The organism is Sphaerisporangium sp. NPDC051011, assembly GCF_040653595.1.
Classification (GTDB): Bacteria; Actinomycetota; Actinomycetes; order Streptosporangiales; family Streptosporangiaceae; genus Sphaerisporangium.
On record NZ_JBFAGG010000007.1, the window covers coordinates 268,985 to 281,719 of the forward strand.

The window sequence follows — 12,735 nt, forward strand, 5'->3', positions numbered from 1 at the left end:
CCAGTACCGGCCATTCCTGCACGTTCCGCGTCAAAGCGCCAACAGGGGGATTTCGACCATGCCGAGTAGCCCGTACGGGCCGTCGCTGCGGATGGCCGGGGGCAGCGCGGCGTCGATCCTCAACGACCTGCGCAAGGCCGCGCTGCTCTCGCGCCCGCTCACCGTGGGCGTCGCGATCGCCTCGACCGCCATCGCGAACGTCCCCGGCATGGCCGACGCGTACAACAACTGGGAGTCGATCCACTCCCGCCTGGACACGGCGAACAAGAGCTTCATCCGCAACCTCGGCGACAAGGGCAAAGAGGGCTGGATCGCCGCCGACCACGACGCGTTCGTCGACGCGGTCGAGCGCTACCAGGAGGCGCTGGAGAGCCTGCGCGGGTACGTCAAGAACATCGCGGGCATCGTGGACGAGCTGGGCGACGCCTACCGGGCCTACTGGCTCGCGCTGGCCCGGGTGGTCGCGGTGCTGCTCGCGGGCGTCGCCATCGCCGCCGCGATGCTGGCCACGCCGTACGCCGCCGCGGGGTACGCGCGGCTCCAGGCGCTCGGCCAGCTCGCCACGCAGGTGATCGCCGCCGCCACGGGCATGCTCGGCAAGGTCGTGTCCGCCGTGGCGGGCGGCATGTCGGTGTACTTCGCCGGCAAGGCGCTCGTGCAGATGTACAACCTCCAGCCCACGGGCGAGGCCAAGATCGACTTCACCAAGGCCGTGATCGACACCAAGGGCCTGCCGCCGTTCCAGCAGCCGCCCGCCACGTCCCCCGGACAGCCTCCCGTGCCGCCGCCGTCCGGCGGGTTCGAGTGGCGGGAACCGAAGGTCGACAAGCCCGAGCCCTACCACCCGTGAGACCCCCTGAGCACCCGTAAGACCCCTGCTGGATCCACCCCCGACCGCCCAGCGAAGGAGCGGCCCGCGTGTTCGACCCGGACGACTTTCAGCTCGAGGACCTCGACCGCGTCGCCGAGCAGAGCAAGCAAGCCGTCCAGCGCCTGAGCGGGGTCCTCGGCGAGCTGAGGACGATCAAGGGCGTCGGCGAGGCGGCCGACGGGCTGGTCGGGGCGGTCGTGGACGGGGGAGGCCAGATCCAGGAGGTCACGCTCGACCCGCGCGCCATGCGCCTGGACAGCCGTTCGATCGCCGAGGCGGTCACCGAGGCCGTGCGGGCGGCCCAGCAGGACGCGCGCAGGCGCAACGACGCGCTTCTGCGCGACGCGATGGGCGGGGAACTGGCCTTCGACCCGCAGAACCTCGACGGTGTCCAGTCATGGCTGGAGGACGCCGCCCGCTCGATGAAGGACTCCTGGCCGCACTGAGGCTCGGAGCTCCCGGTCGAGGTCGCGCTTTCGCCGTTCCCTGTGCCCTTCTGAAGAGCCTCGCCGCCCCTCCACCTCGCGTCCCGGGAAATCCGCTGGTCCGGGTGCCCTTCCCTGGAGGCTGTGGCATGTCCCGTGATGTCGCATCGTGTGCGTTTCTGATGTATCCAATGTTCGGTCTTGACGATAATTTGTAACGCTATTACACAGGATGCACTGCCCCCCGCCCCTGGGAGACCCGATGCGCAAGCCTCTCGGCCTGTTAGCAGTGCTGTCCCTCATCATCACGGTCCTGGTCGGCGGCGTCGCGGCGCCGTCCTTCGCAGCCGTGTACGTGCCACAGAACTCCAACCGCGCCGTGCTGAATTTCAACACCCACTGGCTGTTCGCGGGAGAGGTCCCCGCCGGCGACGGCCAGGCGACCGGGCTCGACGAGTCGGCGTTCGTCCCGGTCACCTTGCCCTACTTCCGCACCCACCCCCACAAGGGGTTCCCGAAGGACGACTTCGAGGTGCCGGTCTCCTGGTACCGCCGCCACTTCACCCTGCCCTCGACCTACACCGGCCGGCGTGTCATGGTCGAGTTCCAGGCGGTCGCCAAGGTCGCCGACGTCTACGTCAACGGCACGTGGGTGACCCAGCACAAGGGCGCATACACGTCGTTCACGGTGGACATCACCCCGTACGTCGCGATCGGCGGCGCCGACAACGTCATCGCCGTCAAGGTGGACTCCAACACCCGGGGCGACATCCCGCCCGAGGGCGGCAGCATCGACTACTACGTGTGGGGCGGCATCGTCCGCGACGTCAACATGATCGTCACCGATCCCCTGCGCGTCGACGACGCCTACATCACCACGCCGTCCGTCAGCGCGGGCAGCGCCACCGTCCGCGCGCGCACCCGCGTCGTCAACGGCGCCGCCGCCGCGAAGGCCGTCACCGTCACCACCAGCGTGGTCGACACCGGCGGGAACGTCGTCGCCACGGGCACCGGCACGCAGACGATCGCCGCGGGCGGCGCGGCCGACTTCGACCACACCACCTCGCCGGTGAGCAACCCGCGGCTGTGGAGCCTGGACTCGCCGTACCTCTACACCGTGTACACCCAGGTGCAGGACGGCACGCGGTACGTCGACGAGCACCGGACGCGGATCGGCATCCGGTCGATCCGGTTCAGCAGTACGGACGGCAAGTTCTACCTCAACGACCAGCCTGTGAAGCTGCGCGGCCTGGACCGGCACGAGTCCTACCCCTACATCGGCAGGGCCGCCCCGAACCGCCTCCAGGTCAAGGACGCCGACATCCTCAAGTACGACCTCGGCGTCAACATGGTGCGGACCTCGCACTACCCGCAGGACCCGGAGTTCCTCGACCGCGCCGACGAGATCGGCCTGCTGGTCCTGGAGGAGATCCCCGGCTGGAACTTCATCGGCAACGCGGCCTGGAAGGACATCGCGGTCGAGAACGTCCGCGAGATGGTCACGCGGGACCGCAACCACCCCGCCGTCGTCCTGTGGGGGGTGCGGATCAACGAGTCCGCCGACGACCACGACCTCTACACCCGCACCAACGCCCTGGCGCGCCGGCTCGACCCGTCCCGGCCGACGGGCGGCGTGCGCAACTTCATGGGCAGCGAGTTCCTGGAGGACGTCTACACCTTCAACGACTTCTCGGGCACGGCGCAGGACCCGCGCGTGCTGCCGTGGCTGATCACCGAGTTCTCCGGGCACACCGACCCCGACCGGAGCTGGGACCCAGAACAGGTCCTGACCGGCACCATGCGCACGCACCTCAACGTGCAGAACACCGCCGCGTCCAAGGCGAACATCTCCGGGGCGCTGGGCTGGGTCTCCTTCGACTACAACACCACCTTCGACAGCGACTCCTGCCTCGACTTCACGTGCTATCACGGTGTGTCGGACATCTTCCGGCAGCCCAAGATGGCCGCGTCGGTGTACTCCTCGCAGCGCGACCCGGCCCGCTACGGCGCGTACGTGTCGATCAACAGCCACTGGCAGCCGAGCACGTCCAGTAGCACGATCTACGTCGCCGGCAACTGCGACCAGGTCGAGCTGTTCGCCAACGGCGCGTCCAAGGGACGTATCAGCCCGAACGCGTACACCTCACTGCCGCACCCGTTCTTCCAGTTCGACAACGTGACGCCCGCGAGCGGCAGCCTGCGCGCCGACTGCTGGATCGGCGGCCGGATCGCCGCCACCGACACCCGCCACACGCCGGGCGAGGTCACACACCTCGCGCTCGCCGCCGACGACACCTCGCTGAAGGCGGACGGCGCCGACATGACCCGCGTCGTGGTCAAGGCGCTGGACGCCAACGACCAGGTCGTGCCCACCAGCGGCGCTCCGGTGAGCTTCGCCGTCAGCGGGCCGGGCGCGGTGGTCGGCGAGAACCCGCTGCGGCTGGAGGCGGGGACCGGCGCGGTGTACGTCAAGACCGCGCTGAACCAGACGGGCACGATCACCCTGCGCGCCACCTCGCCCGGCCTCGCCGACGCGCCGCCGGTCAGCGTCGGCGCCACCGCGTTCACCGACCCGATCGTCCCCGTCTCCGGGTCCTACGCCTTCGGCTTCCCGCTGGACGTCAACGACCGCGTCACCGGCGGCGGCGTGAACCAGTTCGCGTACGCGGGCGCCGGCTGGCAGAACGGCGGCGACAACGAGGCCTTCGGCAAGGACAACACCTGGAACAGCACGGCGGGCGCCACGGCGACGCTGGCCTTCACCGGCAACCGGGTGGTCCTGTACGGGATCATCGACCCGAGGCACGGCTCCGCGGCGGTGTCCGTGGACGGCGGCGCCGAGCAGACCGTGAGCTTCAACGCCGCGACACGCCGCGCGAACGTCGCGCTCTGGAGCAGCGCCGCGCTCGCGCAGGGCGGCCACACGCTGCGGGTACGCGTGATCGGCGGCGGCGCCGTGGCGCTCGACCGGGCCATCGTGGTCTCGGCGGGCCCGGCCGTGGTCGCCGCGCCGGCGTCCGCGCTGCCGGTGGCGTCCGGGACGCTGATCCCGCACGCGCAGTGGTCGCTGAAGTACGTCGACAGCCAGGACTACGGCCCCGAGGGCACCAGCCTCAGCGGGCCCGCCATCAGCGCCTTCGACAACACGGCGAATACGTTCTGGCACACGGCCTGGCGCAACGGCAACGCGCCGCTGCCGCACGAGATTCAGATCGACCTCGGCGGCACGTACCCGATCGCCTCGTTCCAGTACCTGCCCCGCCAGGACGACAACGCCAACGGCCGCATCGCCCAGTACGAGTTCTACGTCAGCGCCGACGGCACGAACTGGGGCGGCGCGGTGGCGACCGGCACGTTCCCCAACAGCGCGGCCCGGCAGACGGTCACGTTCCCGGCCAAGACCGGGCGCTATGTGCGGCTGCGGGCGCTGAGCGGGTTCGACGGGCAGGCGTTCACCTCGGTCGCGGACCTCCAGGTCGGCATGGGCGCCACCGTCTCGGTCGACGACCGGGTCACCGGCACCGGGACGAACCAGTTCAACTACCGCGGGGCCTGGCAGTCCTGCACGGGGTGCGGCGCCGAGTTGTACGCCGGGACCAACAGCTGGGACAACGTCGCCGGCGACGACGTGACGGTCACCTTCGTGGGCACCCAGATCCGGCTGTACGGCGTCCGCGACACCGTCCACGGCCGGGGCGCGGTGTCGATCGACGGCGGCGCCGAGACGCAGGTCGACTTCTACAACGCCACGCGCCAGGGCGACGTCCTGCTGTGGACCAGCCCGGTGCTGCCGTCCGGAACCCACACCTTCCGGTTGCGGGTCACCGGCACCGCGAGTCCCGGCGCGACGAACAGTTTCGTGGTGCCCGACAGAGTGGACATCACCTCCTAGCCACACGCGGACAGAGGGCCGGGCGGGACGGCGCGCGTCCCGCCCGGCGTCCGCGGCCGTCAGGGGCCGTGCCGTCACCCGGCCAGGCCGCGGACCCAGCTGTAGACGTCCAGCACGCCGAGCGCCAGCGGGAACATGCCCGCGATCAGCACGAACTCGACGATGTCCCCCGCGCGGCCCCAGAACGGCGTCGGGCGGCGCTGGGGGAGGAACAGTCCCATTCCTGCCCCGATCGCCGCGATGCCCAGCAGCCCGGGCACGACCAGCAGGGCCGCGAGCGGGCCGGCGAAGGACAGCGAGACCAGCAGGAGCACCAGCCCGGCCACCCCGGCCCCGAGCAGCCACAGGCGCTGGCCTACGCCGAGGAAGACCCGGGCGCGCATCAGCAACGCCAGCGCGAGCGCGACCTGCATGGCCCTGCCGGTCCAGCCCGTGGCGCCCAGCAGGAACAGCTCCGTGGCGACGCCGACCATGGCGACGCCTGAGGCGAGGCCGGTGGCGAACCGCTCGGCCTCCACGGCACGCCTCTTGACATCGGGCCCGTCGAGGTCCTGGCCGTCGGCGCGCAGCTCCTCGGCGTTCCTGGGTGCGGACGGCAGCGGCAGGCGGGCCAGGCGGAACGACAGGGTGGGGATCAGCGGCGTGCAGGCCAGCATGACGGCGACCACCAGGGCCGCGACGCCCGCGACGGGCAGGTGCCACACCATCACCACGGCGGCGCCCGCGGCCCCGGCCAGCGAGGCCGGCATGACGCCGAAGAAGACCGGCAGCCCCTCGGCGACGACCCACCCGGCGACGGTCGCGGCGAGCGCGGTCAGGGCGAGGCCGGCGAGCAGGCTCGGCGCGCCGAACCACAGCAGGCCCGCGTTCCCGCCCGTGGCGAACATCCCGGCCAGGAAGGCGTACGGCAGCGCGGTGTACCCGACGACGGCCCCGGCCCCGGCGTCGCCGAGCACCCGCGAGAGCGCGGCGCCCGCCCCGATGAGCAGCAGGGCGAACGCGCCCGCGACGATCGTGGCGACCGTCCACGGCGGGCCCGCGACGGTGAGGGCGAGCGCGCCCGCGACCAGGCAGGCCACGGCCGCGCCGAGCCCGGTGGCCCGGGTGTGTCTCGGCTGCCAGCGGCCGGAGCGCTCCTTGATGCCGGTGGCGATGGTGTCTGCGACGTCGTCGAAGACGGCCTCGGGCAGCTCGGAGGGGCGGGGCAGCAGGTACAGCACCTCGCCGTCGCGGACGCCGAGCGTGCTCAGGCCGGCGTCCAGCTCCAGCGGCCGGCCGCCGACGCGCTGCAGCACCCACCCGGCCGTGGTGAACGCGGCCTCGTCGGCGCCCTCGCCCGCGGCGGCCAGCAGGTTCGGCAGCATGTGCGCGAGCGGGAGGTCGGAGGGGACCGCGAGGTCGACCCGCTTGCGGGGGGTGACGATGGTGACCCGGCTCATGGCCACGGCCGACCCGGGCGGGCGCAGGACGGCCGCGCGCGGCCCGCCGCCCCCGTTGATCGGGTTCGCCCCGACCCCTCCGTTGCCTGGGTCGGCCACTGGCAGCCCGGGTCCTGGCGCCGGTCCTGCCCCCGGCATCGGCGGCCCGGTCATCGGGTTCAGCGTCACGCCGACTCCTTCATCACGAGAAATACCGTATCGGGCCGACAAGCCAGTAGTAGCCCGACATTTCATCTTCTGCGGTGACGCGAGCTTTCTTCCGGACCGAGCTGGGCGACTGATCCAGATTCGCTACGGTTAGCCCAATACGGAGTTTTCGGGGGCGTCGCGGGCTACGGGGACTGTACGCGCGCGGCGAGCCCAGGGACGGGTTCGCTGAACAGTTCGCTGAACAGGGGGAGCGACGTGGGCACAGTCGTCGTCCGGCGGCCCGAGCGCCGGCCGCCTCCGGTGCCGCCCCGAGGCGAGATCCTGTTGGAGTCGCCGCCGGAGATCCCCGAGACGACATCCGGCGGATTCGGGCAGATCCTCACGTTCATGCCGATGGTCGCCGGCGGCGCCGCCATGGGCCTGATGTTCACCGCCGGCGCCGGCGGCAGCCCCATCATGTACGTCGCCAGCGGCATGTTCGCCCTGTCCATGGTCGGCATGAGCCTCAGCCAGCTCGGCCGGGCCTCCGGTGAGCGCAAGATGCGGCTCAACGGCGCGCGCCGCGACTACTTCCGCTACCTGTCCCAGACCCGCGAGAAGGTGCGCAGAGCCGCACGCCGGCAGCGCGAGGCCCTCCACTGGAACGGCCCCGACCCCGACGCGTTGTGGTCGTTCGTCATGGGCCCGCGCCTGTGGGAGCGGCGCCCGCGCGACGGCGACTTCGCCACCGTCCGCGCCGGGACCGGCACCCAGCGGCTCGCCGTCCAGCTCATCCCGCCGGACTCCAAGCCCGTCGAGGACCTCGACGCCATGTCCGCCGCGGCGCTGCGCCGCTTCGTCCGCGCCCACTCCACCGTGGACGACCTGCCGATCGCCCTCGCCCTGCACTCCTTCGCCCGCATCCTGCCCACCGGCGACCCGGCCGCCGCCCGCGCCCTCGTCCGGGCGCTGATCGGGCAGCTCGCCGTGTTCCACTCGCCCGAGGACATGCGGATCGCCGTGTGCGCGGGCAAGGAGTGGATGGCCCAGTGGGAATGGGTCAAATGGCTGCCGCACGCGCTGCACCCCGAGGAGGTCGACGCGGCCGGGCCCGTCCGGCTCATGGCCGAGGACCTGCGCGACCTCGACCGGCTGCTCGGCGGCGAGCTGAAGGACCGCGGCCGGTTCCGGCAGGGCGCCTCCGCCGAGGCGCTGCCGTACCACGTGGTCATCGTGGACGGCGGGTACGTCCCGCAGGACTCCCAGCTCGGCGCCGACGCCATCCAGGGCGTCACCGTCATCGACCTCACCGGCGCGACGTCCCCCACCGAGGAGGGCGTCACGCTGCGGCTGGAGGTCCTGCCCGACCGGTTCAACCGGATCCAGCTCGACCACGCCGGCAAGGAGATCGTCACCGGGCTCGGCCGCCCCGACAAGCTGTCGTACATGCAGGCCGACGGGCTGGCCCGCCAGCTCGCGCCGCTGCGCGCGTCCCCCGCCAAGAGCGGCGACGGCCAGGACGTCCTCGCCGGCAACATGACCCTCACCGACCTGCTCGGCGTCGCCGACCCGATGCGCCTGGAGATCCCGGCGCTGTGGCGCCCCCGGGCCCCGCGCAACCGGCTGCGCGTGCCCATCGGCCTCGGCGCCGACGGCCGCGTGGTCGAACTCGACATCAAGGAGTCCGCCCAGGGCGGCATGGGACCGCACGGGCTCATCATCGGCGCCACCGGCTCCGGCAAGAGCGAGCTGCTGCGCACGCTGGTCCTCGGCCTCGCCGCCACCCATTCGTCCGAGATCCTGAACTTCGTGCTCGTCGACTTCAAGGGCGGCGCGACGTTCCTCGGCCTGGACACGCTGCCGCACGTCTCCGCGGTCATCACCAACCTGGAGGACGAGCTCCCGCTGGTCGACCGCATGTACGACGCGCTCAACGGCGAGATGGTGCGCCGCCAGGAACTGCTGCGCGCCGCCGGGAACCACGCCTCCCTGCGCGACTACGAGCGCGCGCGGGAACAGGGCGCCGACCTGCGGCCGATGCCCACGCTGTTCGTCGTGCTCGACGAGTTCAGCGAGCTGCTGTCGGCCAAGCCCGAGTTCATCGACCTGTTCGTCATGATCGGCCGCCTAGGACGCTCGCTCGGCGTCCACCTGCTGCTCGCCTCGCAGCGCCTGGAGGAGGGCAGGCTGCGCGGCCTGGACACCCACCTGTCGTACCGGATCGGCCTGCGCACCTTCTCGGCCATGGAGAGCCGCGTCGTGCTCGGCGTCGCCGACGCCTACGAGCTGCCCTCCGCGCCCGGCAACGGTTACCTGAAGTTCGACACCAGCGGCATGACCCGGTTCAAGGCCGCCTACGTCTCCGGCCCGTTCGCCCCCGAGACACGCCAGGAGCGCCACGCCCCCGCCGACCGGCGGCAGATCGTCACGTACGGGACGTCCTACATCCCCGTCCCCACGCCGCCCGTCCAGCAGCCCGACCCCGAACCGCAGCCCGCCGTCGTCGGCCGGGACAGCCTGCTCGACATCATGGTCCGCCAGTTCCAAGGGTACGGCCCGCCCGCGCACCGCATCTGGCTGCCGCCGCTCGCCGAGCCGCTCACCCTCAGCCACCTGCTGCCGCCGCTCAGCATCACCCCCGAGCACGGCCTGTCCACCACCGGCTGGGCCGGGCGCGGCAAGCTGCGCGCCGTCGTCGGCATCGTCGACCGGCCCTTCGAGCAGCGGCGCGATCCCCTCGGCGTCGACCTGTCCGGCGCGGCCGGGCACCTCGCCGTCGTCGGAGCGCCGCAGAGCGGCAAGAGCACGCTGCTGCGCACGCTGATCGCCGGGCTCACGCTCACCCACACCCCGCGCGAGGTCCAGTTCTACTGCCTGGACTTCGGCGGCGGCACGCTCGCCTCCCTCGAAGGCCTCCCGCACGTCGGCGGGGTCGCCAACCGGCTCGACGGCGACCGCGTCCGCCGCACCGTCGCCGAGGTCACCGCGCTCCTGCAACGGCGCGAACGCGAGTTCGCCGAGCGCGGCGTCGACTCGTTCGCCACCTACCGGCGCATGGTCGCCGAGGGCGCCATCACAGGCAACGACTTCGGCGACGTCTTCCTCGTCGTGGACGGCTGGCTCACCGTCCGGCAGGAGTTCGAGTCGCTGGAACCCACCATCACCGACCTCGCCGCGCGCGGGCTCGGCTACGGCGTCCACGTCGTCGCCGCCACCAACAAGTGGTCGGAGTTCCGGCCCGGCATCCGCGACCTGTTCGGCTCCCGGCTGGAGCTGCGCCTCGGCGACGCCTACGAGTCCGAGGTCAACCGCAAGACCGCGCTCGCCGTGCCCGAAGGCGTGCCCGGACGCGGCCTGACCCGCGACGGGTTCCACTTCCTCGGCGCGCTGCCCCGCATCGACGGCGTCCGGCAGACCGACGACCTCAGCGTCGGCGTCCGCGCGCTCGTGGACGGCGTCCGCGAGGCGTGGCAGGGGGCGCCCGCGCCGCGCGTCCGGCTGCTGCCCGCCGTCCTGCCCGCCGACGCGCTGCCCGGCCCCGACCAGACGGGGGCGCGCGTCCCCATCGGCATCGACGAGGCCACGCTGTCCCCGGTCGCGGCCGACTTCGAGACCGACCCGCACCTCACCGTGCTCGGCGACACCGAGAGCGGCAAGTCCAACCTGCTGCGCCTGGTCGCCGAGGGCATCGTCGCGCGGCACGCGCCCGCGCAGGCGCGGCTCATCGTCATCGACTACCGGCGCTCGCTGCTCGACGCCGCCTACACCGAGCACCGCATCGGGTACGCCGCCTCCTCCACCGCCGCGGCCGAGATGGTGATGGAGGCCCGCGAGGCGCTGACCAAACGGCTCCCGCCGCCCGACCTCACTCCTGACCAGCTCCGCGCGCGCGACTGGTGGAAGGGCGCCGACCTGTACTTCATCGTGGACGACTACGACCTGGTCGCCACCGGCACCAACCCCCTGGCGCCCCTGCTCGACCTGCTGCCGCAGGCCCGCGACATCGGTCTGCACCTGGTGCTGTCCCGCGCGATGGGCGGCGCCGGGCGCGCGATGTACGACCCGGTGATGCAGCGGCTCAAGGACATGGCCAGCCCCGCGGTCGTCCTCTCGGGCGACCGCGACGAGGGCGTCCTGTTCGGCGTCCGCCCCCACCCACTGCCCCCCGGCCGCGCCTACTACGTGGACCGCCGCTCGGGCTCCCGCCTCATCCAAACCGCCTACCTGCCCCCCTCCACCCCCAACGCTGAAACGGCCTCGTGACGGGTTGTTCGTACGGTGGGGGGAGACCTGGGTGGATATGATCGCTTTTGTGGTTCCGGTCGGAGGGCTGAGGAGCCGGTCGCGGGGGTCCCGCCCGCCGGTGAGCAGGTGATCGGCCGGTGACGTTCGGAGGGAGTCGCCCCCGGTGACAGGTATCGACATGAACCGCGAGGCGCTGGCCAAGCTACGCGGCGCGGTGCATACGCAGGCGGGCCTGCTGGCCACCGTCGGGGACGGGTTCCCCGCCAAGGACCGGGCCGCCGCGTCCCTGTTCGGGAAGCTGGGCGGCGCCGAGGCTCTCGCGGGCGCGATCGGGCGGGTCGAGGACCACGCCGACCAGGAGCTCGGCACGGTCAAGAGCCGGTTCGACGGGGTGGAACGGGCTCTCGACACCATCGAGGACAACATCCGCACGGCCGAGCACGACACGGGCGCGGGACTTCCGGCCGTAGAGCCGGTGTGAGGGCCGCCGCGCCGGGGCCTGCGAAGACGGACACGGATGCATGACCGCCAGAGGCGACGTGCGGACGGGGAGTCACGAGTGACCGACATGGGCGCCGTCGGGGCGTTGCCGGGCGGGCAGGAGCTCGTCACGCTGGCGGACAAGACGAAGGGAGACCCGGTGGCCATCCGCGGGATCGCCACCCGGTGGCGTACCGCCGCGGGCGACTGCGTCGAGCCGTTCGAGACGCTGGGCGCGTCCATCACCCGGGTCGACGCCGCCTGGAGGGGTGCCTCGGCCGACGCGTTCGTCGCGTACATGCGGCGGTACGGGCGCGCGGGGGACGCGCTGCACGACGCGCTTGGCGCCTGCGCCGACTCCCTGGACACCGCCGCGGGCGCGGTCGAGACGGCCAGGAGCAACGTCATCGGCGTCTGCGACGAACTGCTCGCCTGGGTGGCCGACTACCGCAAGCGCAACCCGCACGCCACCGAGGAACAGCTCAAACCTGGCATAACCGAGCAGGTCGGACGGGCGGTCACCCTCGCCCAGGGGTACGTCACGACCGCCGAGACGGTGCTGTCCACGGCGCTCGGGGAGATCGACGCGGAGCTCAAGGGCGTGTCGCCTACGTTCGCCTCGATTCCGCCCGCCGGAGACCAGGCCTTCGTCCCCGGACCGGGGCACACCACGCAGTGGATCCCGGTGCCGGCCAAGGAGATCGACCCCACGCTCTACAACGGCGACGGCGGATCGTCGGGTGGCGGCGGGGGAGGATTCGGCGGGTACGGGCCGAGCGGCCCTCCGCCTCCCGGTGGCGGCCCCGCGCCCAAGGGTCAGGTGGCGGAGTGGATCCGCCAGGCCACCGAGATCCTCAAGGCGCACGGGTACCCGGTGGAGAAGATGAATCCGAACGACATCTGGATGATCATCCAGCACGAGTCGGGCGGCAACCCGCACGCGATCAACAACTGGGACTCCAACGCCGCCGCGGGCCACCCCTCCAAGGGCCTGATGCAGACCATCGACGGGACGTTCTCCCGCTGGTCGCTCCCCGGCCACAAGAACATCTACGACCCAATCGACAACATCATCGCGGGCGTCCGCTACGCCATCGAACGCTACGGCTCCGTCTCCAACGTCCCCGGCGTCGTAGGCAGCAAAAGAGGCACCGGCTACGTCGGCTATTGACCCCCTGGCCGGCTCCTGGCTGGACACAAGACCGCGTCGCCGCCGCGGCGGAGATCTGGAAAGGACGAACCCGGCACCGTGCC

At 72.0% G+C, this 12,735-nt stretch carries 7 protein-coding genes; 6 read left to right on the top strand and 1 reads right to left on the bottom strand.

Going from position 1 to position 12,735, the window contains the following annotated elements:
- Nucleotides 1-58: 58 nt before the first annotated feature.
- The 3 genes from AB0H21_RS18565 (at nucleotide 59) to AB0H21_RS18575 (ending at nucleotide 5,188) form a co-directional block, all read left to right on the top strand.
- Complete coding sequence (locus AB0H21_RS18565; protein WP_358517696.1) at nucleotides 59-850, top strand: hypothetical protein; 792 nt, start codon at nucleotides 59-61, stop codon at nucleotides 848-850.
- 68 nt (nucleotides 851-918) lie between these two features.
- Nucleotides 919-1,317 (top strand): YbaB/EbfC family nucleoid-associated protein, encoded by a 399-nt coding sequence (locus AB0H21_RS18570; protein WP_358517698.1) that lies wholly within the window; start codon nucleotides 919-921, stop codon nucleotides 1,315-1,317.
- A gap of 241 nt (nucleotides 1,318-1,558) precedes the next feature.
- Nucleotides 1,559-5,188 carry a glycoside hydrolase family 2 TIM barrel-domain containing protein gene (locus AB0H21_RS18575; RefSeq protein WP_358517699.1) on the top strand — a complete coding sequence of 1,210 codons (3,630 nt, stop codon included), beginning with the start codon at nucleotides 1,559-1,561 and terminating at the stop codon, nucleotides 5,186-5,188.
- A 74-nt stretch (nucleotides 5,189-5,262) separates the two neighbouring features.
- Here the strand turns inward: AB0H21_RS18575 and eccD are convergent, their stop codons facing one another.
- Complete coding sequence (gene eccD, locus AB0H21_RS18580; RefSeq protein ID WP_358517701.1) at nucleotides 5,263-6,795, bottom strand: type VII secretion integral membrane protein EccD; 1,533 nt, start codon at nucleotides 6,793-6,795, stop codon at nucleotides 5,263-5,265.
- Nucleotides 6,796-7,032: 237 nt separating this feature from the next.
- Here eccD and eccCa point away from each other — a divergent pair, with 237 nt between their 5' ends.
- From eccCa to AB0H21_RS18595, 3 genes are all read left to right on the top strand, one after another.
- Nucleotides 7,033-11,019 (top strand): type VII secretion protein EccCa, encoded by a 3,987-nt coding sequence (eccCa, locus tag AB0H21_RS18585; RefSeq protein WP_358517702.1) that lies wholly within the window; start codon nucleotides 7,033-7,035, stop codon nucleotides 11,017-11,019.
- A gap of 145 nt (nucleotides 11,020-11,164) precedes the next feature.
- Nucleotides 11,165-11,482 (top strand): hypothetical protein, encoded by a 318-nt coding sequence (locus AB0H21_RS18590; protein WP_358517704.1) that lies wholly within the window; start codon nucleotides 11,165-11,167, stop codon nucleotides 11,480-11,482.
- Between the two features lie 87 nt (nucleotides 11,483-11,569).
- Entirely contained in the window at nucleotides 11,570-12,652 is a 1,083-nt protein-coding gene (locus AB0H21_RS18595) for a transglycosylase SLT domain-containing protein (protein WP_358518044.1), read from the top strand.
- Nucleotides 12,653-12,735 lie beyond the last annotated feature (83 nt).